Source organism: Thermomicrobium sp. 4228-Ro, from assembly GCF_026241205.1.
Lineage (GTDB): Bacteria > Chloroflexota > Chloroflexia > Thermomicrobiales > Thermomicrobiaceae > Thermomicrobium.
Map to the genome: position 1 here is coordinate 105,342 of NZ_JAPFQM010000006.1, position 22,979 is coordinate 128,320.

At 65.2% G+C, this 22,979-nt stretch carries 18 protein-coding genes; 8 read left to right on the forward strand and 10 right to left on the reverse strand.

The annotated features are described in order from the left end of the window. Positions 1 to 104 precede the first annotated feature (104 nt). Together OO015_RS10050 and OO015_RS10055 are read left to right on the forward strand one after the other, a co-directional pair. Positions 105 to 1,874, forward strand: coding sequence for a thiamine pyrophosphate-requiring protein (locus OO015_RS10050; protein ID WP_265941129.1), 1,770 nt, complete (start codon positions 105 to 107; stop codon positions 1,872 to 1,874). 123 nt (positions 1,875 to 1,997) lie between these two features. Then, complete coding sequence (locus OO015_RS10055; protein WP_265941130.1) at positions 1,998 to 3,881, forward strand: GNAT family N-acetyltransferase; 1,884 nt, start codon at positions 1,998 to 2,000, stop codon at positions 3,879 to 3,881. Here OO015_RS10055 and OO015_RS10060 read toward each other — a convergent pair. Beyond that, positions 3,878 to 4,285, reverse strand: a complete 408-nt coding sequence (locus tag OO015_RS10060) for an ASCH domain-containing protein (protein ID WP_265941131.1) — start codon at positions 4,283 to 4,285, stop codon at positions 3,878 to 3,880. The two genes, OO015_RS10055 and OO015_RS10060, sit on opposite strands and share 4 nt — an antisense overlap. 199 nt (positions 4,286 to 4,484) lie before the next feature. Here OO015_RS10060 and OO015_RS10065 point away from each other — a divergent pair, with 199 nt between their 5' ends. Further along, positions 4,485 to 5,756 carry an MFS transporter gene (locus OO015_RS10065; protein WP_265941132.1) on the forward strand — a complete coding sequence of 424 codons (1,272 nt, stop codon included), beginning with the start codon at positions 4,485 to 4,487 and terminating at the stop codon, positions 5,754 to 5,756. A gap of 149 nt (positions 5,757 to 5,905) precedes the next feature. Here OO015_RS10065 and OO015_RS10070 read toward each other — a convergent pair whose 3' ends face one another. Next, positions 5,906 to 7,426 (reverse strand): CUAEP/CCAEP-tail radical SAM (seleno)protein, encoded by a 1,521-nt coding sequence (locus tag OO015_RS10070; RefSeq protein ID WP_265941133.1) that lies wholly within the window; start codon positions 7,424 to 7,426, stop codon positions 5,906 to 5,908. 47 nt (positions 7,427 to 7,473) lie between these two features. Here OO015_RS10070 and OO015_RS10075 point away from each other — a divergent pair, with 47 nt between their 5' ends. Further along, positions 7,474 to 8,685, forward strand: a complete 1,212-nt coding sequence (locus tag OO015_RS10075; RefSeq protein ID WP_265941134.1) for a pyridoxal phosphate-dependent aminotransferase — start codon at positions 7,474 to 7,476, stop codon at positions 8,683 to 8,685. A 121-nt stretch (positions 8,686 to 8,806) separates the two neighbouring features. On the opposite strand, the gene OO015_RS10080 is transcribed toward OO015_RS10075, so the two are convergent. The 3 genes from OO015_RS10080 to OO015_RS10090 are packed head-to-tail and all read right to left on the reverse strand — an operon-like array spanning position 8,807 to position 11,862. Then, positions 8,807 to 9,934, reverse strand: coding sequence for a DUF4388 domain-containing protein (locus tag OO015_RS10080; protein ID WP_265941135.1), 1,128 nt, complete (start codon positions 9,932 to 9,934; stop codon positions 8,807 to 8,809). 3 nt (positions 9,935 to 9,937) lie between these two features. Beyond that, positions 9,938 to 10,957 carry a GDSL-type esterase/lipase family protein gene (locus OO015_RS10085; RefSeq protein ID WP_265941136.1) on the reverse strand — a complete coding sequence of 340 codons (1,020 nt, stop codon included), beginning with the start codon at positions 10,955 to 10,957 and terminating at the stop codon, positions 9,938 to 9,940. Continuing rightward, a complete protein-coding gene (locus tag OO015_RS10090; protein ID WP_265941137.1) occupies positions 10,954 to 11,862 on the reverse strand; it encodes an NUDIX domain-containing protein in 909 nt (302 codons plus the stop codon). The genes OO015_RS10085 and OO015_RS10090 overlap by 4 nt, the downstream gene beginning before the upstream one ends. Before the next feature lie 194 nt (positions 11,863 to 12,056). Here OO015_RS10090 and OO015_RS10095 point away from each other — a divergent pair, with 194 nt between their 5' ends. From OO015_RS10095 to OO015_RS10110, 4 genes are all read left to right on the forward strand, one after another. After that, positions 12,057 to 13,586 carry an undecaprenyl-phosphate glucose phosphotransferase gene (locus OO015_RS10095; RefSeq protein WP_265941138.1) on the forward strand — a complete coding sequence of 510 codons (1,530 nt, stop codon included), beginning with the start codon at positions 12,057 to 12,059 and terminating at the stop codon, positions 13,584 to 13,586. Positions 13,587 to 14,641: 1,055 nt separating this feature from the next. After that, a complete protein-coding gene (locus OO015_RS10100; protein ID WP_265941139.1) occupies positions 14,642 to 15,778 on the forward strand; it encodes a glycosyltransferase in 1,137 nt (378 codons plus the stop codon). Continuing rightward, positions 15,769 to 16,479, forward strand: a complete 711-nt coding sequence (locus tag OO015_RS10105; protein WP_265941140.1) for a YveK family protein — start codon at positions 15,769 to 15,771, stop codon at positions 16,477 to 16,479. The genes OO015_RS10100 and OO015_RS10105 overlap by 10 nt, the downstream gene beginning before the upstream one ends. After that, positions 16,469 to 17,818: a polysaccharide biosynthesis tyrosine autokinase gene (locus OO015_RS10110; protein ID WP_265941141.1), complete on the forward strand. Its 1,350-nt coding sequence runs from the start codon at positions 16,469 to 16,471 to the stop codon at positions 17,816 to 17,818. Before OO015_RS10105 ends, OO015_RS10110 begins: the two co-directional genes overlap by 11 nt. 121 nt (positions 17,819 to 17,939) lie before the next feature. Here the strand turns inward: OO015_RS10110 and OO015_RS10115 are convergent, their stop codons facing one another. The 5 genes from OO015_RS10115 to OO015_RS10140 all read right to left on the reverse strand — a co-directional run bounded on the left by OO015_RS10115 (position 17,940) and on the right by OO015_RS10140 (position 22,836). After that, a complete protein-coding gene (locus tag OO015_RS10115; RefSeq protein ID WP_265941142.1) occupies positions 17,940 to 18,623 on the reverse strand; it encodes a DUF4388 domain-containing protein in 684 nt (227 codons plus the stop codon). Further along, positions 18,607 to 19,035: a hypothetical protein gene (locus OO015_RS10120; RefSeq protein WP_265941143.1), complete on the reverse strand. Its 429-nt coding sequence runs from the start codon at positions 19,033 to 19,035 to the stop codon at positions 18,607 to 18,609. Before OO015_RS10120 ends, OO015_RS10115 begins: the two co-directional genes overlap by 17 nt. Positions 19,036 to 19,102: 67 nt before the next feature. Continuing rightward, a complete protein-coding gene (locus OO015_RS10125; protein WP_265941144.1) occupies positions 19,103 to 19,459 on the reverse strand; it encodes a hypothetical protein in 357 nt (118 codons plus the stop codon). Between the two features lie 669 nt (positions 19,460 to 20,128). Further along, positions 20,129 to 20,923 (reverse strand): enoyl-CoA hydratase, encoded by a 795-nt coding sequence (locus OO015_RS10130; RefSeq protein ID WP_265941145.1) that lies wholly within the window; start codon positions 20,921 to 20,923, stop codon positions 20,129 to 20,131. Between the two features lie 38 nt (positions 20,924 to 20,961). Continuing rightward, positions 20,962 to 22,836 carry a PLP-dependent aspartate aminotransferase family protein gene (locus OO015_RS10140; RefSeq protein ID WP_323053865.1) on the reverse strand — a complete coding sequence of 625 codons (1,875 nt, stop codon included), beginning with the start codon at positions 22,834 to 22,836 and terminating at the stop codon, positions 20,962 to 20,964. Positions 22,837 to 22,979 lie beyond the last annotated feature (143 nt).

Genomic DNA, 22,979 nt, shown 5'->3' on the forward strand with positions numbered 1-22,979 from the left:
TCGGTCCGCCAGGTTCGACCATTCGGAACCGCCGTCTGGTGAAGGTTCTCGAACCGCCATACACTTGACGCGCCACGAGAGCGGACGCACGAAGGAGGAAACGCATGGCTGAACGGGTCGATGTCGCCCCACTGACCGGCGCCCGCGAGTTGTACGATGTGGAAATCGCTGAAGCGTATGTCGAAGCGCTGCTGGCCCGCGGTGTCTCGTACCTCTTCTTGAATCCAGGTACCGATACGTTTCCGATCCAGGAAGCGGTCGCCAAGCGACGTGCACTCGGCCAACCGACGGTCGAGGTCGTGCTCTGTCCCTTCGAAGTTCCTGCCCTCGCGGCCGCTCACGGGTACTACGCTGTCTCGGGCCGCCCCCAGGCAGTGCTGGTGCACGTCGACGTCGGCACCCAGAATCTCGGAGCGATGGTCCACAACGCCCAGCGCGGGCGTGCTGCCGTCCTGCTCAGTGCGGGGCGGGCTCCCTATACCACTGATCCGGCGATTCGTGGGACACGCGACGGTTACATCCACTGGCTGCAGGAGCAGCTCGACCAGCACGGTATCGTCCGGAACTACGTCAAGTGGGACTACGAGTTACGTCGTGCCGACCAGGTCGGCGAGGTCATCGCGCGCGCCTATCAGATCGCGGAAAGCGATCCAACCGGACCGGTCTATCTCACCCTCCCGCGCGAGGTCCTGATGGAGCGTGTCGAGCGTGTCACGATCCCGGATCCTCGCCGCTTCCCACCGGTACGCCTCGGCGCCGGCGACCCGGATCTCCTGCGCCAGGCAGCCAAAATCCTCGTCGCGGCCGAGCGACCGTTGGTGCTCACCTCGACTACCGGTCGCACACGGGCCGGCTGGGACGGGCTGCTCGAGCTGGCCGAGCTCCTGGCGCTCCCCGTCGTCGAATGGCGCACGCGCGCCAACTTCCCAGCTGACCACCCGCTCCACGCCGGGTACAACTACGGTCTCGAGCACGGGCTGGCCGAAGCCGATGTCGTCTTGATCCTCGACCACGATGTCCCTTATATCCCGACGCGCACACCGCTTCCGGAACAGGCGACGGTTATCCAGATCGACGTCGATCCGGTCAAGGAACGGATTCCGCTCTGGAGTTTCCCAGTCGATCTCCCCATTCGGGCCGATACCGGAGCCGCTCTCCCACTCCTCGCTGCTGCAGCGCGCGAGCGCATCACCGAAGCCGACCGGCGGCGGATCCAGGAACGGAAGGAGCGCATCGCTGCGGCCACCGCAGCCCGGCGTGCCGAGTGGCGCGAGCGAGCCGCCGCCCAGGCGACGACGCGCCCCATCACCGTCGAGTGGCTGGGGTATTGCCTCGAGGAGTTCCGCCGCGAGAACCCCGATATCCTCTTCATCGACGAGGCGATCACCAGCCAGGTCCCACTGTTCTGCCAGATCCGGCCGGACAGTTTCGGCAGCTGGTTCCAGAGCGGTGGCTCTGGCCTCGGTTGGGGACTCGGTGCTGCCATCGGTGCCAAGTTGGCCGCACCGGACCGGACAGTCGTCGGGCTGATCGGTGATGGATCCTTCCTGTTCGGCGTTCCAGAAGCGAGCCTGTGGATCGCCCAGCAGGCGAAGGCACCCATCCTCGTCGTGGTTCTGAACAATGGCTGCTACAACGCGACCCGGCTTCCCCTCGTCGCTGCTTACCCAGCAGGGTATTCGGTCAGCACGGGACAGTTCGTCGGTATCGACCTCGCTCCGACGCCACGGTTCGATCTGCTCGCCCGCTCGGTCGATGCCTACGGCGAGCGAGTGGAGGAGCCTGATCAGGTCCTTCCCGCCCTTCGCCGCGCGCTGGCTCACGTCCGCGACGGGCAGTCAGCCGTGCTCGACGTGATCCTCGCGCGACCGTAGTACTCCTGCAGTGACGAGCTGCTGGGAGACCCGCTACCCAGCGGCCCGTCGGTACCCCGCCACGCAACGGGGGGCTGCCTGGCCATTGCCGCTCGGGTACGATACTCCGGAGCGGGAGAGAGCGTGCAGGTGACGAGCGAGCGCGTGGTTCACGTTCTCGCGCCACGACTCGAGCGGTGGCGCTACCGCTGGTTCGGTCGCCTGGTCGTCAGCGACGGCGCGGGGGAACTGGCTCTGCCGATGACCGGGACAGTAGCTCAGTGGCTCCGACCTGGCGAGCGACTCGTCCTCGCGCTCGCTGATGCAGCGAACGATCCACCCAACTTCCAGAACTATGCACTGTGGAAGCTGACCGATGACGAGTTGCTACCGGTCTGGCCGCTGTGGCAAGAAGAAGCGACCTTCGAACACCGGTCGCCGCTCACCGAGACCGTCCTGGCTACCTATCGCCTCCGCTTTCGGGAGGCAGCTCGCGAAACCGACTTCCTCGCGATCGTCGAACTCGAGCAATCGCACTACGCGAGCGAACACGAGTATGTCGCTCGCTGGACGTGCCCCGTGGACGAAACGACGCTCGATGCCAACACTCGTCCACTCTGCCCCCGTTGCCACCGTCCCATGCGGTTCACCGACCTCCTCGGCTCCACCCGGGCGAGCCGCTTCCTGGTCGCTGAACTGGTCGATCGCGAACCGTACGAGCCGACGATCGTTGGGTATGTGCGCGTCGACCCACCCCTCCCGATCATGCACCGGCGTCTACCGGACGGCAGCCTCGTCCGGCACATCCGCCGACAGGTCTTTCCTTCCGACTGGTTCGAGCCGACCTACTGGCCCGAACACCACTACCGCGAGCTGCGCGAGCAGGAGTCGGACGCCGATCCTGACGAACTCTGGGCCGAAGCGGAAGAGCGCGCTCTTGCCGAATGCGACACTCGGGCTGCACGTATCGCACGCGTCGTCGTCCATTCCGACTACCGCGGTGAAGGGCTCGGCCACACGCTCGTCAGCGCTGCCCTGCGCTGGATTCTCGACCGGCGCATTCCCGAGATGCGCCGCCCCAAAGCGATCGTCGAGACGGTCGCGATGATGGCGCGCTACAACCCGTTCTTCGAACGGGCTGGCTTCCGTTACCTTTGGGATACCGCCTCGGGCCGCCCCGTCCTGTTCCATGGTCTGGTCCCGGAAGCCGATGCCCTGATCGAGCAGTTCATCGCGACCGATTCGGTCGCTCAGCTGCACCAGGGACGTTTGTACCGCCCAGCTCTTCAACCTCCCGAGCCACTGGCCGGACCCATCCGCTTGCGTCATGTCCGCAAGGCCTACCGGCGCTCGCTCGATCTGGACCGCTTGGATCCGGAGCTCCGCGCCATCCTGCGGGCTTTCGGCGTCGAGCGACGTGTGGTCGAGACGGTCGTGCTCCGCCATCTCGATCTCGATGTCGAGCCAGGTGAGATCGTGGCGCTCATCGGCGCCTCCGGTGCCGGCAAAACGACTTTGCTCCGGCTCGTGTGGGGTGCCACGAGCGAGCAGCGCGGGCGGCGCTACCGCCCCGACTCTGGGCACATCGAGGTCCCCGCTAACGCAGTCGCTGCAGCCCTCTTACCGGGCGAGATCGAGCCCAAGTGGGGGCGAGAACCGCTGCTCCAGCGCATCGTCGCTGCGGTCGAGGACCCTGTCAGCGCGATGGAACTCCTCAACGCCGTCGGGTTGAGCGACGCCGTGCTCTGGCGCGCGACTCCGCAAGAGCTGTCGACCGGGCAACGCGAGCGAGCGCGCCTCGCACTCCTCCTCGCTGAACGACCGAACCTCGTGCTGCTCGACGAGTTCGCTGCCCACCTCGATCCCGCGCTCGCCAGCCGAGTCGCCCGCAAGATCGCGATGCTCCTGCGACGGCTCCGTATCACCGCGCTCATCGCGACGCATCGCCCGGAAGTCATCCGAGCGCTCGAGCCGGACCGCGTCCTCGTCGTCGGCTATGGCGGCATCGTCCAGGCTGAAGGAGCCTAGCGTTCACGTCGGCGTACTTGGCGGCGGACGACCCAGATGCGCGGTCCACCGGCTCGTTCGACTTCGTACGGCTCAGCGAACTCTTCCGCTTCCTCGAGCTCCCAGGCCCAGAGTGGCCGTTCCTGCGCATATGCCCGCAGGAACTCCTCGGGAGCGAGGTGCCTCTCGATCTCCTCGAGAAGCTCTTCTACCGAGAACGGCCCGAGGACCCGAACCAACCGTACCGCCCCGATCAAGCCACGGGGACTCACGATCCCGATACGGCCGCGGATACGCGTCGGATACCGCCGGATCTCCCAGGTCTTCCGCCCTTGCACGATATACGATGCCCACGGCTCGCGGACAACGAGTGAGCGTTCCGGGATAACCTCTTCCCACTCGTCGCGACGTCGTTCGTCGTTCATCCTTGTCGTCCATATCCTCGCGTGATATCGATCGCTCCAAGTGTACGGCACTCCGTTGCAGATCCGCGCCGGTGAGCCGTTCGCACCGAGCATCCTCGTCGTAGAAGGTCGCAGGTGTGAGGCCTGCGGCCCCTACCAGCACGGACTTGCCTGGTCGAGCTGGAAGTCGTAGGGTGGTGCGTCGTACGGCTCGAGATCGATGGTTGACGGAAGTCGATCGAACGATCCCCATCATGGCTCGACCGAAACGACCAGCACGACGCAGGTACTCGCTGCGAGCTGGCTCGCCTACGCGACCTTTTACTTTCCTCGTCTCGCCTTCTCGGCGAGCAAGCTCGGTCTCTTAGCGGACCCGTCCCTCGCGTTGTCGCGCGCGTTCTTGGGTTTCGCTGACGCCCTTTTCCTCGCTGTTTACGCCGCTGGTCAGTTCGTTTCCGGTGCAGTGACCGAACGACTCGGCCCCCGGCGTCTCGTCAGCTTCGGCCTGCTCCTCGCAGCCGCTGCGGCACTCGCTCTGGCAGTCGTGCGGCATCCCTGGTTGCTCGTCGCCACGCTCGTCGTCCAGGGAATCGCGCAATCGACCGGGTGGGCAGCAGTCTGCGCTGATGTTGCCTCGCACACGCCAGTCGAACGCCGCGGAACCGCCTTCGGCGTCCTGAGCACGAGTTACGCCTTCGGCGCGCTCGCCGCACCGGTTGTGCTCGGCTGGATCGCCTACGCGGTTGCTGGATCCTGGCGTGCTGCCCCGCTCGCCAGTGCAGTCGTTGCTGCTCTCGTGACCACGATCTACCTGCGCTGGCTCGGGCTTCGCCACCGCAGGACTCGCTCAGTCACCACCGGAGCGAGTGCGGGCTGGAGCGACGTTCTCCGCCAGCCGGCGGTCTGGCTCCTCAGCGTCGCGGATTTTCTGCTGAAGCCCGTCATCTACGCGACCGTGTTCTGGGCACCGGTGCTCGTTCACGATGCCATCCCGACGCTCGACCCAGCGCTGGCGACGACCCTCGCTGGTGTCCTCGGATTGGCTGGTCTGGCTGGTCCGCTCCTCGCCGGTACGGTATCCGACCGCCTCTTCGCGTCGCGACGAGCCTTCCCGGCGCTGTTGGCGCTCCTCGGCTGTAGTCTCACGCTCGTTCTCTACCCGGTCGCAGCTCGAACAGGCCGGTGGTGGCTTCTCGCACTCGTCCTGCTGGCGCTCGGGGTGACGCTCTACGCAGCTGAATCGCTCATCGTCGGTGTCGCGAGCGCAGAGGCCGGGCGAGCGCACTCCGCGCTCGCTGTCGGTATCGTGAACGGAGTCGGGTCATTCGGCGGCATCATCGGTGGATTCGTTCCCGGGCTGGCCAGCGGGAGCGGGCTCTTTCTGCTCCTGGCCGCAGCGACGCTCGTCGCGACGGTTCCGCTGGTACCTGTCGCCCGGCAGGAGCGATCGGCTGCGGTCACCACAGTCTCCGCGACACCACATCGACAGTGACACGCTTACTGACACCCTTGCCGAGGTATCCAGCCACACGAACCTGAGACAGCCATGCGGTGACGAAGAGCAACCCTACTGCTTTGCTCGCCAGTACGCTGTCTCGTTCACTCGGTTACCGGACCCGACGAGTCCTCCAGCGGCTCCGCTCAGCAGAACCACGATTCGGTCAGGCGCGGCGGAGCCGGTCGCTTGCGCCGCTGTCGGGGTGGTTCGGCTGGCGGCATCTTACCGGCTGCTTCGTAGGCGAGCGCCCGGACAGCGGCGAAGGTGCAGTACGGATCCCACTGCTCGCGCGTCGCCTGCTCGGCCAGCGCTGCGACGGCCCGCTGGAGCGCGTCCATGCGCGGATCGGGGTGTCGCCAGGTATAGGTGAAATTCGCCTCGTCCAGCTCACCGAGATACGGCTGGATGGCCGGTTCCTCCAGCAGCGCCGATCCAGGCGGAATCAACAGCCGAATGGAAAGGTGAACCGGATCGACATGTTCGATCAGCTCCTCCTCCTCGATGAAGGCAAGGAGCTCGAGATAATCGGCGAGTGTCGTCCAGGGGGTGAACGGAAGGAGCGAGGGGCGGAGCGCGATCCCCGCCTCGTCGCAGATGCGGAGCGCCTCGACCACGTCAGCTCGCGTGTGCCCCTTCCGGATCGCGCGCAACACGCGCTCGCTCAGCAGCTCGACAGCCGAGACGATGAAGACGCAGCCGAGCCGCTGGAACTCCGGGATAAGGTCACGATGCGCAACGATGTGCTCGATCCGCGTCGTGAAGTCGAAGGTGACATCCGGGAACTCGTCGTGTAGGGCACGGCAGATCCGCAGCGCGTGCGTCGGCCCATTGAGGAAATCGGGGTCACCGAACGTGATGTGCCGCACTCCCTGTGCCACCTGCTGCCGAATATCGGCCAGCACGACCTGCCGAGGAATCGCGAAGAATCTCCCTCGGTACACCGGCACGACCGGACAATGCGCACAGGTGTGATGACACCCCCTGGTCGTCTCCGTGTACCCCGCCGGTACGACCCGTCCGTTCATCACGAGATGCGCATAGTGTCGCGGGGGTGGCAACGTCTCCCGGGCTGGCACAGGAAACGAGACGCGCACGAGTGCTGGTTGGGCATCCCGCTGCCGCGTGACGACACCCGGCACCGTGACCGGCTCCCCTCGCTCGAGCGCCTGCACCAGCCCCAGGAGCGGCAACTCGATCTCTCCGCCGATAACGCTATCGGCGAGTTCGCGCAGAAGGTAGTCTCGGTTCAACCACGCGTAGAGTCCGTAGTAACACAGGTGAACGCCTGGGTTGACCTCCCGGATTCGCCGGCCCAGAGCCACACCGATCCGGAGCGCGGTGTGCATCGGCACCGAAATCGCCACCAACGCTGCCCCGGCGAGCATCGTAGCGTCCGGCTCCTGAACCGCAGCGTCGATGGCTATGGGCCGATAGCCGGCCTCCCGCAGGTAAGCCAACGGCAACGCCAGGCTCAGCGGCTGGTGCCCGAGCTCGTAGCACGAGAGCAGGACGATCGCTCCAGTACGGCGGAGATCGCGAGCCGTTGCCTGCTCAGGAGATCGACGGTGATCGACGAGCGGCACGACGCACCTCGTTTCGCTGTCAAGCGTAACACGCACCGGCCCATCGCCACTCGTCCGAATATGCACCATCCGCACGCTCATGGTGCTACACTCGTTGGCTGTCTATGTCGTCGGGTGGGGGAGGAACGATGGTCGAGCGAACGGTCGTACCGAGGATTTCGGTGCGGGCAGCATCGATCCCGCCGTCTCCGATTCGTGGACTGGTTCCCCATGCCGAAGCAGCGAAAGCGCGTGGTATCCGCGTCATCCATCTCAACATCGGCCAGCCTGACCTTCCACCCCCACCCGGGGTTCCCGCTGCGCTCGCTGCCGCAGCGACGCAGCGACCGACGTATACACCTTCCCGCGGCATGACCGAGCTGGTGACCGCCTGGGCACGCTATTACCAGCGCGTCGGCCTCACCGTCGAGCCCGAGCAGGTCATCGTGACCGGAGGCGCGAGCGAAGCACTGTCTCTCGCTGTACTCGCGACGACCGATCCGGGTGATCGTATCCTCGTTCCCGAGCCGTTCTATGCGCCCTATCAGGGCATCCTTACCGCGGCAGGCGTCGAACTCGTTCCCGTCCCCTCACCGGATGGATATGGGCCGGTATCAGCGGACGCAGTACGCGAACGGATCTCCCCGCGCGTCCGTGGGATTCTTCTCTGTAGCCCGTCCAATCCAACCGGAGTCGTCTACGATCGTTCACAGTTCGAAGCCCTCGCCGTGCTCGCGAGCGAGCACGGCCTTTCCTTTTACAGCGACGAGACTTACCGCGAGATCGTCTTCAGCGGCAGCCGCGCACCCAGCGCACTCGAGATCCCAGGGCTCGAGAGTGCAGCGATCGTTCTCGACAGTGTCTCCAAGCGCTTCAACGCCTGTGGCCTTCGTATCGGTGCTCTCATCAGTCGGAATCCGGACATCGTCGCCGCCGTCGCGCAGCTCGCTGAGTTACGTCTGTCGCTCCCGCTCCCTGCCCAACTCGCCGCAGTCGCCGCGCTGGAGGCACCTGACACCTACGTGCATGAGGTCGTCGCAACCTATCGGCGTCGCCGGGACATCGCACTCACTGCACTCGCCCGCATTCCCGGCGTGCGCGTCATTCCACCGGCCGGCGCACTCTATCTCGTCGCGGAACTTCCCGTGGACGACGCCGAGCGTTTCGCCGTCTGGCTCCTCACCGACTTCCAGCTCGACGGCGAGACCGTCATGGTCGCACCGCTCGCCGGGTTCTACGCGACCCCCGGCTTCGGCCGCCGAGCGATTCGTATCGCCCTGGTTCAGCCCGAAGAACTCCTCCAGCGCGCTGCTCGACTCCTCGGCGAAGCACTGGCACGCTACCCCGGCCGAACCGGCTGAACCAGCCCAGCTGGCCGACGTCCGACCGCTGCAAACCCGGATGACGAGGAGCACGAGCGACGCGCTCCACAGAGCGAGCGCGGTCGCTCCTCTCGACCGGTTGGTTCGCAAAGCGTCGCGGTCAGGCCTGCGAACGCGTCGCCCGATACTCCCGTCGCCGCGGGAACAGGCCCTCGATCTCATAGAACTCGTACATGCGGAGCATTTGCTGCATTTCCGGATCAGCGTGCCGGTAGAGACCTTCCATCAACCCACGAGCGATCGTCGGTTCGAATAGCTTCTGGAACTTGTTGTTCTGGATCGCGATGAAGAGCTTGTAGAGATCGATCAGCTCGGTCGAACTGAGGCGCGTCTCCCGATCGGTCTTGATCACCCTTCCTGCTGCCATGCGTACCCGCAGGCCATGTTGCCGGGCGAACTGATTCAACTGCTGCTCGAACTCCAGCGCGATCCGCGGATAGTCGTACAGCACCAGCTTGAGATAGATCGACTCGACCGCCAAGGTGAACAGTTCGATGATCTTCGCCCGGTTCGGCGGGATCGCCTCGACCAGCCCCATCTGGTACAAGCGGAACAGCGCCCGAGCCGTCTCGAACTGGGTCAAACCCGCCTCCCGAGCCAGCGTCGCTACGTCACGGTGTCCATCGACGAGCTGGTAGATCCCGACGAGCTCCGCCGGAACTGGCTGGAGCGGGCCCCGCTTGCGGAAGATCACGGACACCGACGGGATGACCGGACTGAACTGAATCCACTCGTCGACCCGGCGTGTTCCTTCGAGGATCACCTGCATGCTGTCGACACTGATCGGAATCCCGTCCTCGTAGCGACATTCCCCGGCCCGAAACGTGAATCGACAGTTGCGCCAGAGAAACAGCGTGTAGATCGCCACTTCCAGTTGCTGTTCGCGGCAACGCTCGAGATCGTCGAGTGCGATCCGCCCTTCCGTCAGCAAGCGCTCCAAAAGCCGCTCCTCGTCCGGTTCCTCGGCAGCCAGCTGCTCGACTTCCTCGGCACGGAGCGCACCGGCGCGCACGAGCAGCTCGCTCAACGTCGGCAAGCGCGAGCCAGCCGCCACATACGTAATCCGCCCGCGCTCGAACGTGATCGTTCGCGTATTCCACCCTTGGATCAGCGTGAGGGTTCCCGTCTTGTGGGTATAGGCGAGCATCTGCAGGAGATCGGAGAGCGTGAATGCTCCCAACCACCCTTCGAGATCGTAGGGCCGGTTCTCCTCACCCGGCTCGCGCATCGCTCACGCTCCCCGGAGCATTTGCACCGTCGCCACGCTCTCGTTGCCTGCTCGATCGCGTGCCCGTACCTCGAGCGTGATCGGCGGGCCGCTACTCGGCCACGGTGTCTCCCACAGTGTGATCCACTCGCCGCTGGACGGCAATGGATCGAGCGTACCGATCTCACGCCCGTCGACCCACAGCGTGACCTGCTCGACGCCACCCGGATCCTCTACTGCAGCCCGAACCGTCTGATAGCGCCGGTCCAGCCCGCTCCCGTCAGCAGGCCGTTCGATCGTCACCCGCGGCCCCTGACGATCCCAACCCAATGCCTGCCAGGCAAAACGCGCGATCGCCTCGTAACCAGCGTTCGTCGGATGGATATCGACCGGCCACCACGTCCAGTCGCTGCTGTGACCCGCGAACGCGCCAGCGAGATCGATAACGGTCCCGCTCACCGCCTCCGCTCGGCGCCGGATCTCATCGTTGAACCGCGCGATCCACCAGCTGTCGCTCCGCTCAGCCGTTGGGTCACCTTCTGTCGGATCGTAGAGCGTGAGAACGAGCAGCGGGGTCGCGTCACCGATCGCTGCGCGCGTCTCGACCAGCGCTGCACCGAGTGCATCGGCGAACTGCGCGAACAGCCGGTCCCGATCCTCCTCGCTCGCTTCCCGTAGAGCCAGGAGATCGTTGCCGCCGAGGCTCAGCAAGACGAAACGGATCGGCTGCCCGGCGCGGCGTGCCCGACCGACAGCGTCGCGTAGTGCCTGCAGCTGACCGTCGCTGCGAAACGTCGTCGCGCGCTCCCCCGGTCGAGCCACGTTCACGAACTCCGCCCGATCACCGAAGAACGCCTCCGACCAGCGACACAAGAGCGCTGCGGCACTCCGTTCCCTCGGCAGTGTGCTTCCGATACCAGCAGCCAGCGAATCGCCTGCTGCGAGACAGACCGCCGGTGGTGCTGCAGCCAGCCGCGCCGTGGTCACCGCCGATGCGGTTAGCAGCAACAGTGTCACCAGGACAAGCACACGTCGTCCGGTCATGGACGTGTCATCACTGGGATCCCGATCCGGCGCAGTGCCTCAGCGGCCAGTGACCGCGCGTCCTCGTGAGTAAGCGCCGCCACCGCCTCGGAAGGGTCCAGCAGCAACGTATCGTGGCCAGCATGACGGGCGAAATCCGGCCCCGGTTGCGCTTGCACCAAGAGATAGACGACGCGCCGGGCCTTCCCCTCGGCCACGAACTCGAGCACTCCTCCCCACCCGATCACTTCGCCACGCAGCCCCATCTCCTCAGCAACTTCGCGCAGCGCAGCCCGATAGGCTGCCTCACCCGGCTCGATATGCCCCTTGGGCAGCACGATCGAGCCATCCCGCGCCCGACGGACAGCGACTTTCCCCTCCTCCGGAAGCCAAACGATCGCCCCCGCCTGGGGAAGAGATCCGTCGTCCCCCCGCCCGAACGCGGAAATCTCGAGTTCGGCCCGCAACTTCGCATACGTCACCGGAATCAGCTCGGGTATCACCATCGTATTCGCCAGGATCGGCATGAAGTTGGCGTCGCCTTGCCACCGTGGGACAATGTGGACATGCAGGTGGTCACTGATCCCTGCCCCGGCGACCGCCCCCAGGTTGAGCCCGATGTTGAACCCGTCGCACCGCAACACCCGTCGCTGCGCCACCGTCAACCAGGTGACCAGCTCGAAGAGTTCCGCCGTCGTGTCGCGGTCCAGCTCGGCGAGGTCCGCCGCGTGCTGGAACGGCACGGCCATGACGTGACCGGTGTTGTAGGGAAACAAGTTCATGATGAGGTACGCGCGGTCGCCGCGCAGGAGGATCAATTCTTCGACATCGTCTCCGGTCTCCGGCTTCTCGCAGAAGATGCACCCGCGATGCCGGACCGAACCTTCGACGTACCGCAACCGCCAGGGAGCCCAGAGTCGTTCCATCCTCCGCCCCTCGCTCCTGATCAGCTTCGCTCTCGCAGAATCGTAACATCGTCGAAAAGCGAGCCGCTGTCTCGCCTCGTGCGTGCCAGGAACGGCATACTGGCCATGACCGGATCCGGAGCCCACGCCTACGGACTACGGGTCTCTTCGCGTCGTATACTAGCCCCGGCACGGCGCGTTGCCTGGGGGACACGATGCGTGACGACGCAGTGGCAACGCACGGCGAAGGGGAAGCAGGATTGGCGGTTCGCACCCATGACATCATGACGCCGAGGCGACGCCGCTCCCGGCGCCGCAGCTGGATCCCCCGTGTCGCGCAGGTCACGTTCGATGGCCTGCTGCTCGTCCTGGCCTTCTGGCTGGCCTATCAGCTTCGCTACCACTGGGAGATCGGTGGCGACGTCCCCGATCTCTTCGTGCAGCCCTTCAGTGCCTTCGTTGGCCGTACGGCCCTCTTCGTCTCCGTCACGCTCCTCATTCTGGGTCTCCGCGGACTCTATCGTTTGCCACGCTGGACGAGCTTCATCGACGAGGTATCGATGATCGCCAGTGGGGTGACCACTGGCATGGCACTCGTTATCCTGTATAGCTTCCTGTCTCGCTTTTCGCCATCGCGTTTGATTTTCATCTACGCCTGGATCCTCGCCATTGCGCTCCTCACGACCCAACGCCTGGTCGGCCGGTGGATCCGTGCCTGGCTGTGGGCCCACGAGCGTGGTGTCGACCGCGTGATCGTCATCGGGTCCGGTCCCGCAGCACGTCGCATCATGCAGTACCTGTACAACCACCCACGACTCGGCTACCGCGTGCTCGGGTATGTCGACGTCGAACTACCGGCTGCCCCCCTCGTTCTGGGAACCGAGCGTGGCGTCGTGCAACCACCGTATCTCGGTACGCTCGACCAAGCTGTTTCTCTTTTCCAGTCGGTGCAAGTCGATGAGGTGATCGTCGCCCTCCCGCCCAATCATCACGATCGCATCCTCGAGATCGTCGAGCAGTGTCGCGAGCTCGACGTCGCCTTCTCGCTCGTGCCGGACCTCTTCGAACTCGCGCTCGACCGTGTCCAGATCAGCGAAGTCGCGGGCCTTCCGCTCATCGGCATCAAGGAAAGCCGTCTCCAGGGGTGGAATTGGTGGATCAAACGGGCCATGGATATCGTGATCTCAGCGAGCGTTCTCATTGTGGCCGCACCGCTCATGCTGCTCATCGCGATCGCGATCAAACTCGACTCGCCCGGGCCGGTACTGTTCCGCCAGGTGCGTATCGGCAAGGGCGGCAAGCCGTTCGTCCTCTACAAGTTCCGCTCGATGGTCGATGGGGCCGACAAGCAGCAGGAGGCCCTCCGTCGGGCGACCGGGCGGAGCCCGCTCCTCTTCAAGCTCCGCGACGATCCACGCGTCACCCGAGTCGGACGCATCCTCCGTCGCACCAGTCTGGACGAACTTCCTCAGTTCTGGAACGTGCTCAAGGGCGAGATGAGCGTCGTCGGACCACGTCCTCCGGTACCGGAGGAAGTCGCTGAGTACCAGGACTGGCACCTCCAGCGCCTCTTGGTCACGCCTGGCCTCACGGGACTCTGGCAAGTCAACGGACGAAGCGACCTCACCTTCGACGAGATGGTCAGGCTCGACCTCTACTACGTCGAGAACTGGTCCCCCTGGCTCGACCTCAAAGTGATGTTGCGGACCGTCCCGGTCGTCCTCACCGGGCGCGGTGCCTACTGAGGACTGTACGGGGCTCTCTCGGAGAGCGCGTCGTATCGCTGCCTTGACCTCGAGCAGTCGTGCGTGCCCTCCTCCTGCAGGGCTTGGTTCCGGTTGCCATAGCTGGGCGATCGGACCCTACGAGTAGCTCATCCCGAGCATGCGTCACGGACAAACAGGCCTCGAGCAGCGTGTGACCAGGCGCTCTCCGCCGCGCATCCGGTACGCTTACCGGTTCGGTTCGATGCGTGGCCGTCTCACGAACTGCGGTCGGACGGAGCAACACCGTGCATCCATTCCTCGCCGAGCGGCTCGCTGCCCTCCGGCGCCAGGATTTCCAAAGTGCTGCATCGAGCAACCGGCGTCGTCAATCCCTTCTTCCTGCGAGTCTAGCTTGGCGCGTTCCTCTAGGAACGCGACTCATCCGCTTCGGCACCTGACTGGCTCAGCGCCCCTATCCCGCAGCTCGAGCGATCGGGCGAGCACTGTATTCCTGTCGGGTGGACGTATCATTGTCCTCGATCTTCCGCGGGGCAGACGATGATCCCGGATATTCCACGCGGATCGAGGAAGAATTTCGGAAGAGTTCTGTCCTGTCGTGCGTTCCTGCGGTGTTTCGCACGATGATTGGCATACGACACTGAGCCTGACAGATGGATAGCTATGACAGCTAGCTCCGGAACCGGCGATCTGCCAATCGAGCCAAGGCTCATGGAGCGACATGCCAGCGAGATACTCCAGAGTGTGCGCGTGCCATCGGAACCGGGAAGCCTCGCTGTCTCTATCCTCGGAGCGTTCCAGGTTCGGGTAGCTGGCAAGACGCTACCACTGTCCGTTTGGCGTGGACACAAGGGGGACGACCTGCTTCGCCTGTGAGCGGCTGAGCCCTCGCACCAGCTGACGCGGGATCGTATTATCGCTGAGCGCTGGCCGCATCTTTCGGGGTCATCCTCGTCCGTTTGGGAACTCGGCTCGCCAGCCCGGTTCCTGCCGAAGGCGCAAAAGAACCCCGTCGTGCACAGCTCGCCCCCGCACGATACGCTATCATCAGCCGGGATCGGGAGGGAAAGAGGGCTGTGCGCGCCGCGATCGTGCACGACTACCTCAACCAGTACGGCGGGGCTGAACGGGTTCTCGAGGTGCTGCACGAACTCTTCCCCGATGCACCGGTCTACACCTCGATCTATGCGCCGGAGCGCCTGCCTGCCTCCTACCGCTCGTGGGATATCCGCACCAGCTGGCTGCAGCGACTCCCAGCCATCCACCGCAAGCACCGGCTGTACCTCCCGCTCTATCCGTTCGCCTTTTCCCGGTTGCGGCTCGCTGGCTACCAGCTCATCGTCAGTTCCTCGAGCGCCTTCGCCAAGAGTGTCCCCGTCCCACCCGGCGCCGTCCACGTCTGCTACTGCCACAGCCCGATGCGTTTCGCCTGGGACTTCGAGAGCTACGCCGCCCGCGAGGAACTACCCGCTCCAGTGCGTTCGCTCCTGACACCCTTCATGGCCTGGCTCCGCCGCTGGGACCGCACCACGGCCCAGCGCATCCAGACCATCGTGGCCAACTCCCGCACCGTCGCGGAGCGTATCCGCCAGTACTGGGGGCGGGACGCGACGGTGATCCATCCTCCGGTCGACGTGGACCGGGCTCGTCCGGCGCCACCGAGCGAAATCGGCGACTTTTTCCTCGTCGTCTCCCGGCTGGTCCACTACAAGCGCCTCGATCTCGTCATCGAAGCCTGCAACCAGCTCCACCTGCCGCTCAAGATAGTCGGCGACGGCCGCGCCCGCGCTGCACTCGAGCGGTTAGCCGGCCCGACCGTCCAGTTTCTCGGTGCGATATCGGACGAAGAGAAGTTCTGGCTCTACGCACGCTGCCGCGCTGCCATCTTTCCCGCTGAGGACGATTTCGGCATCGCGCAAGTGGAGGTGCAAGCAGCCGGTCGCCCGGCCATCGCCCTCGCGCGCGGCGGCGCCCGCGAGACGGTGATCGACGGCGTGACGGGGATTCTGTTTCCCGAACAGAGTGTCGACGCCCTCGTCGCTGCGCTGCGCCGCTTCGAGCACCTCCACCTCGACAGCGAGACGATTCGCCGGCACGCCCAGCGCTTTCGCCCCGAGCGCTTCAAGGCCGAGTTCACCGACGTCGTTCGCGCAACCCTTGCAGTACGGACCTCGCCGCACCGGCGAAGGGAGGCGCTTGTCCCGTGGAATTGAAAGCCTATCTCGCGATCCTGTGGCGTCGTCGCGTGATCGTCGCCGTCGTGCCAGCGGTCGCCCTGCTCGCGATCGTCGTCCAGGCTCTGCAGTATCAGCCACGCTGGACGGCCAGCGCGACCGTCATCGTCACGCGTCTGCCTCAGGAGACGCCACCCGACCAATACCGGTACGACGAGTACTATCTCTACCTGACGAACGAATACACGGTCGATGACTTCACCGAAGTCGTTCGTGGCAATGTCTTCGCCACCGACGTGGCGCGTCGAGCGGAAGCACTGCTCGGCAGCCCTGTCGAGCCGGGCGAGGTGCAGGGTGGGATCAGCGTCACTCGGCGCAATCGCGCTGTCCTTCTGTCCATCACGGCGCGTGATCCCCAGCGTGCGGTCGCGCTCGCGACGGCAGCCGTCGATGCCCTGCGCGAACGTGGGACCCAGTACTTCGGTTTTACCGATCCGCAGCGTCAAGTCATCGTCCAGGTTATCGAGCAGCCGAACAGCGCGGTTCCCGATACGATGCGGACGCGTCTTCTTTGGGCCATTCAGTTGGTCGTCGCTCTCGCTGCCGGCCTGTTCCTCGCGTTCCTCGCTGACTACTTCGCCGATGCGCTCTACACTCCCGAGGAAGTCCAGCATGCACTCCGTATCCCTGTCCTCGTCACGATCCCGACAGCATCGGAGAGGAGGTCTCGTGCGTCCTGAGGAATACCTGGCGATCGTCCTGCGCCGTTGGTGGATCGTTCTCCTGGCTGCCGTCGTCGCTGCTGGCGCTGCCTTCGTTTACAGCAGCCAGCAGCCACCCCTCTACCAGGTCAGCGTCCGCCTCATGGCCATCGCGGAGCCACCCGATTACTGGCTCGATCTCTACGCCAAGAACCGCCTGGCTTCCTATCAGGATCTGATTCGGAATGCCGACTTCGTCGCCGACGCCCTCCAGCGAGCGGGACTCGACGACGATCCCAGCCGCGTCCTCGGCAGCCTCGAGCTGGGCCGCAACCAGGACAGCAACATCGTCCAGCTCGTCGTCGTGGATACCGATCCCCAGCGCGCCGCCCGCGTCGCCAACGCTCTCGCCGACGCCTTCGTCGCGCAAGCGGCCGCAGAGAACCAGCGTATTCTCCGGCAATTTCGTGACCCGTTCGGCCAGCGTATCCAGGGTACGGTTACGGTCGTCAAACTCGATAGCCCGTCACCCCCCACGACACCGGTCAGTCCGCGCACACGCCTGAACACAGCCGCCGGCGCGGTACTCGGCTTCGCTGTCGGCCTTCTCACGACGTTCGTGATCGAATATTTCGAAGACGTCCTGCGCTCGACCCACGATATCAGCCGCGCGCTCCGGATACCGATCATCGGTGAAATCCCGTACCCTCGGCGACGCCGGTCTCGGACCAGTACGGAGGGAGACACGATGAGGTTGGTCGTAGTCGAGGAACCGCTTTCGGCCGCCGCGGAGGCGTATCGGACACTGCGTGCACAGCTCGCGCAACAGTCGACCTCCGACCATCCTGTCCGCCTTCTCCTCGTGTGCGGTATCGGCCGGAATGCGATCGATTCCGCCCACGTTGCCGCCAACCTGGCTGCTGCCTTTGCCGTTGCTGGCGAACGCGTCATCCTCGTCGAAGCGAACCTCCGCCAGCCGCTTCTCCACGAACTCGCATCCAACGCGCACTCGCCCGGCTTCGTCGACTGGCTCGACGGTTCCCCGACCGATTCATCCCCGCTCCTCGCGACAACCGTGCCCGGTCTTCAGCTCGTTCCGCCTGGCACGCTCCCAGCCGGCACCAACCCCGCCGACCTCTTCGGGCGCGCAGCCACCAGAGAACGCTTGCGGCACCTCGCCGGACTCGCCGACCGGACTATCGTGCATGCCGCACCGCTACCGGCCTTCGGCGATGCCCTCAGCCTGGCCTCGCTCACCGACGGCGTGCTGCTCGTCATCCGGAGCGGTGTGACACCGCGTTCGGCCGCTCAGCAAGCAAAAGCACAGCTCGAGCGCGTCGGTGCGCCCCTTCTCGGCATCACGCTCCTCACCCAGTGACGGGGAGAAGGTCAGGTATTCGAACACGCACGACCGAGACCCCGTTCCACCCGGTGGAGGCGCTCGTCCGATGAGACGATAGGGTATGGGCCCGCGCACTGGACTGTCTGCCGGCGGGTCGTTACCGGACGAGCGCCCACGCCCGGAGCCGTTCGAGCACCTCGCGAACGACCTCCGGCGCGAGTCCGGTCGCCTGCACCACCTGGCGGAGGGTTCGATTCCCTTCGAGAAGCGCCAGCAAGACTTCGCGTTCCTCCAATACCAGCTGATCGAGGACACTCGGGTCCGGCACGACAGTCGCCAGTTGGATCGGCGCGGTCAGCTCGTCGGCGCGCCGGATCGCGTTCAGGATCAGTTTCGTCGCTGGCGCGTCGTCGAGAACCGTTTCGTCGGTCAGTGCCGCTGCCGGTTCAGGAACGAAGGCGAAGGTGGCGTCGGGAGCGGTGATGACACGCACCAGCACCTCTTCGAACTGATTGGCCAGCGCGCGCTTGATCTGCTGGTGCGTCACGAACCCCAGCTCGACGAGCAGCTCCCCGAGTCGCCGATGAGTCGCGCTGACCGCTTGCAAGGCGAGGGCTTGCTCCAACTGCTCTTCCGTTATCTCACCAAGTTGTAGGAGCATCTGACCGAGTCGCAACTGGACATCGCTGCTGACGACCGCCGCGATGCGACCACGGTCGAACAGGAGCGTGATCTCTTCCAGTCGGGTGCGTAACGTCAAGCTGCCGGTCTGTCCGGCACGCATGAGCGCCTGAAGCAGGAGATGGAGCGGGAGATCGCTCAGATCACCGTAGATCGGCATCGTTCGACGCTCTTCCGATTTCCACCACCTGCACCGGTCCCGGACACCCGCTCCGCTCCAGACACCGCTCCACCACGTTCATCAGCTGATCCCGCCCCATCGCAACCGTCATGACCGCCAGGCGCACCGCGCGGCTATCGATCCGCTCGATCCGACAACTCACCACCTCAGGCGCCCGAGCCAGTAACGCCCGCGCCCGAGCCGCCCCCGAAAGGTACGCCGGCGACCCGATGTTCACGACCCACCGTCGTAAGTCCGGTATGCCCCGCATCGACCCCACACGCGATGGAAGGACCACCGCTCGGCATGGCCGCTCGCGCTCAGCCGCCATGACAGCTCGGACGACTGCCCGTTGCCAACGTTCCGTCTCCGCATCGAGCGAAAAGGGAAACCAGCCACTCGTGCTCGGCACGTGCACCCCGCTCCCACCCCCCATACGCCGGAAGAATACCCGAACGACGGGGCAGGAACGAGATCGCTCAGGACGCCGCAGCGTACTCGGCGTGTGCTCGTTCGGTATCACCGAGCAACCGACCGGTGCTCACCAGCCAGTGCACGAAGCGGAGCCGTGCGAGCTGCTGCGGAGCCAGTTCGACGATTTCTTCCATCGGCCGCACCGTGACCGGCGTCGTCCGCCAGCCGATCGCATTGAGCAGCTCCGCGACGACCGTACTGGGCGAACCGATCAGGAGGCGTTCCAGCGAAATAGTCACTGTCGTCCCACCACTCAAGAGAAAATGCACGCGGTCGCGCTCGAGGCACCATCCAGTCAGCGGGAGCCCAGCGGAACGTACAGCATTCACGACGATGGCCAGCGCTTCACGGTACTCACCCATGGCTCCACCCCTTTCCGCTGTCTAGCCTTCCCCCGCACTGCTCACTGCCGCGAGCAGGTTCGCGAGCGCAGCATCTGGCGTTTCGCCATCGGCGAGTGGCGGGCACCGAAGCTGCCGGCGCCAGTACTGCAAAACCAGGCACGAGTTAGCGGCTTCCGGCGGTAACTCCGATGGTTCACACGCGACCGCCACCCAGCGAGGCTGCTCGTCGACACTACAAGGATCACGAAAAATCGTGATCGGCCACTGTTTGAGAACCTGCTCTCCCAACACCATGGCCCCGACTCCTACCGAATGGCATCGCGTATCCGTCTTCCTCACATTCTCGGTATCGGAACACAACGGGGCCCTAGGCTTTTCGTCCCAAAGCACACCGCAGTGCCCACGATGTGAATGTACACGAGTACGTACGCGACCAGTTTACCGAGCAACCCAGCGACTGTCAACCCTTCCCGCCGGCCTGACACCGATGGCTCGCCAAATGCCTGTCGCGCGTACCCGTGCTCGCACGCGCAGGGCCTCTCGGCTGAAGCGACAGCGGTCGACGCTCGTTCACCGCCTCATTCCGGTCTCCAGGCCCAGGCCCGCCCAGTTAGCCTTCGATCTCTTGAAACAGCAGCGGCGGGGTCGTCGTCTTCGACCCCGCCGCGCTACTGAGGAGTTGGCACGTCAGGCGTGGCGCCATTCCGGCTGCCGTTTTTCCAGGAAGGCGCAGATCCCCTCCCGCGCATCCTCAGCCAGCGCGTTGAGCGCCATCACTTCCATCGCGTACGCGTAGGCGAGATGCTCCGGTAGCTCGAGTTGCCGGTAGAACGCCTGCTTGCCGATCCCGACCACGTATCGGCTCGCTGCGCGGATCTTCTCGGCCAGCTCCCAGGTCGCCGTCTCGAGTTCCTCAAGCGGCACCACCCGGTTGACCATCCCGAGCTGCGCCGCCTCCTCGGCCGTCATCGGCTCACCAGTGACCAGCAGCTCGAACGTCTTCTTCGGCGGAAGCACCCGACTCACCGCCACCATCGGGGTCGAGCAGAAAAGCCCGATCTTCACACCCGGCGTCTGGAATCGGGTTCCAGCTGCCGCCACGATGAGATCGCACGTCGCCGCCAGCTGAAAACCGGCTGCCGTCGCCACACCGTGTACCTGCGCGATCACCGGTTGCGGGATCGACCGGATCGTCTGCATGAGTGTCGTACAGACCTGGAAGATCTGCCGTGCGGCGCGTGCGTCGCACTGGGCCAGCTCGTTCAAATCATGCCCAGCGCAGAAGACTGCCCCAGCACCCCGCAGGATGGCCACGGCAATCTCCCGATCCTCGCCGATCCGCCGGAAGGCATCGGTCAACTCCTCCATGTGAGCGACCGAGAGTGCGTTCCGCTTCTCCGGACGGTTCATCGTGACGACCGCGATCCCGTCCTGCACCTCGGTCAGGATGTACTGGTATGTCCCGAGCCCGGTCGCCGTCATCACCGCACCTCCTTCGGCCACCGCGGACCTTCGTGAAGTCAATCGTCGGCCGGCTCGCTCGTCCGCCCGTCTGCCCCGGCACCGACCAGCTCGCGGTCGACATCGTCGGGCCGGAACGTCTTGGCATGCCCGCGCCAGCGCTGCGCCTCCTTGTAGATGCAGCGGTTCATTACCACCGCGAGCCCGCCCTCGGTCGCGATCCGTGCGGCCTCCGGGCTGACCACACCCTCCTGCAACCACAGCACCCGCGCTCCGTGCTCGACTGCCTCGCGCGCGACCTCCGGCGCGTACTCGCTCGCCCGGAAGACGACCACCACGTCGGCCCGCACTGGCAGCGCTTTCAGGTTCGGATACGCTCGCTCGCCGAGCGCCTCCTCGATCAGCGGATTGACCGGCACGATGCGGTACCCCAGGCGCTTCAGCTTCTGTGCCACTCGGTAGCTCGGGCGCGCCGGATCGTTCGAGAGGCCCACGATCGCGAGCACCAGCGGCCGGCGCTCCCCGCCCTCTTCGACGAACGCGCGCGCACAGACCGAGCGGATCACCTGTTCGTCGTTCAACACGATCCGTGCCGTCTGGTCGCGCGTGCGCCCATCACCAGGCACCGCGAGACCGGTCGCGATACGCAGCGCGCGATCGAGATCGGCCTTGAGATCCTCGACATGCTCGATTCCGACCGCGAGCCGGATCAGGTCGTCACCGACACCAGCCGCAACGCGCTGTTCGGGCGTCAACTGCCGGTGCGTCGTACTAGCCGGATGGATGATCAGCGACTTGGCATCGCCCACGTTCGCCAGGTGCGACCAGAGCGCGACCGAGTCGATCACCTTGATGCCAGCTTCCATCCCGCCCTTGACGCCGAACACCACGACGGCACCGTAGCAGCCCTCGCGCAGGTACTTGCGCGCCAGATGGTGTGAGGGGTGGTTCGGGAGCCCCGGGTAGGCGACCCAGGCAACCGCCGGATGTTCCGCGAGCCAGCGCGCGATCTCCAGCGCGTTGGCACAGTGCCGGTCCATACGGACGTGCAAGGTCTCCAGCCCGAGGAGCAGCAGGAACGCGTTGAACGGGCTCATGCACGCCCCGACGTCACGCATCATGTGCGCGCGGAGCTTGGTCACGTAGGCCAGACTTCCGAAGTCCTTCCAGTACGAGATCCCATGGTACCCCGGATCCGGATCGACCAACCGCGGGAACTTCCCGTTCCCCCAGTCGAACCGCCCCGCATCCACGACCACGCCACCGATCGCCACACCGTGTCCACCGATCCACTTCGTCGCCGAGTGCACGACGATATCGGCACCCCATTCGATCGGCCGGCAGAGGTACGGTGTGGCGAACGTGTTGTCCACGATCAGCGGGATGCCGTGCTCGTGGGCGATCCTCGCCACCGCCTCGATGTCCAGGACATCCAGCCGCGGATTACCGATCGTCTCGGCGTAGATGCACTTCGTCCGCTCGGTGATCGCCCGCCGGAAGTTCTCCGGATCCGACGGTTCGACGAACCGCACCGTGATACCCAGATCCGACAGCGTGTTCGCGAACAGCGCGACCGTGCCGCCGTACAGGCTGGTACTCGCCACGACCTCGTCGCCAGCCCGCGCGATATTGAGGATCGCCAGCGTCGTTGCGGCCTGACCACTGGACGTGGCGACCGCCGCCACACCGCCCTCGAGATAGGCGACGCGCTTTTCGAAGACCTCGACCGTCGGGTTGCTGATCCGCGTGTAGATGTGACCCGGTTCGTCGAGATTGAAGAGCTGCGACGCGTGATCAGCGTCATGGAAGACGAACGAGGTCGTCTGGTAAATCGGCACCGCGCGAGCGCCGGTCGCCGGGTCCGGCGCCTGTCCAGCGTGGACTGCTAGCGTCTCGATGGCATATTCCCGGAACGGATCACGTTCGGTCGCCAAGGAACACCCTCCTTCGATTCCTGAATGGTCCTTTGTACCCGGCCCTCGGAACGCGCACCGCGTTTCCCCCGACGAATCTTACTGCAGGGCACCCCAGCACCGGTTCACCAGCAGTGGCCGGGTTCTCGCGGGCAGCGCTCCCG

Coding starts and splice junctions, on each gene's coding strand:
- OO015_RS10050 (WP_265941129.1), top strand. CDS start 105: ATGGCTGAACGGGTCGATGTCGCCCCACTGACCGGCGCCCGCGAGTTG.
- OO015_RS10060 (WP_265941131.1), bottom strand. CDS start 4,285: ATGAACGACGAACGACGTCGCGACGAGTGGGAAGAGGTTATCCCGGAA.
- OO015_RS10065 (WP_265941132.1), top strand. CDS start 4,485: ATGGTTGACGGAAGTCGATCGAACGATCCCCATCATGGCTCGACCGAA.
- OO015_RS10070 (WP_265941133.1), bottom strand. CDS start 7,426: ATGAGCGTGCGGATGGTGCATATTCGGACGAGTGGCGATGGGCCGGTG.
- OO015_RS10075 (WP_265941134.1), top strand. CDS start 7,474: ATGGTCGAGCGAACGGTCGTACCGAGGATTTCGGTGCGGGCAGCATCG.
- OO015_RS10080 (WP_265941135.1), bottom strand. CDS start 9,934: ATGCGCGAGCCGGGTGAGGAGAACCGGCCCTACGATCTCGAAGGGTGG.
- OO015_RS10085 (WP_265941136.1), bottom strand. CDS start 10,957: ATGACCGGACGACGTGTGCTTGTCCTGGTGACACTGTTGCTGCTAACC.
- OO015_RS10090 (WP_265941137.1), bottom strand. CDS start 11,862: ATGGAACGACTCTGGGCTCCCTGGCGGTTGCGGTACGTCGAAGGTTCG.
- OO015_RS10095 (WP_265941138.1), top strand. CDS start 12,057: ATGCGTGACGACGCAGTGGCAACGCACGGCGAAGGGGAAGCAGGATTG.
- OO015_RS10115 (WP_265941142.1), bottom strand. CDS start 18,623: ATGCCGATCTACGGTGATCTGAGCGATCTCCCGCTCCATCTCCTGCTT.
- OO015_RS10125 (WP_265941144.1), bottom strand. CDS start 19,459: ATGGGTGAGTACCGTGAAGCGCTGGCCATCGTCGTGAATGCTGTACGT.
- OO015_RS10130 (WP_265941145.1), bottom strand. CDS start 20,923: ATGACGGCGACCGGGCTCGGGACATACCAGTACATCCTGACCGAGGTG.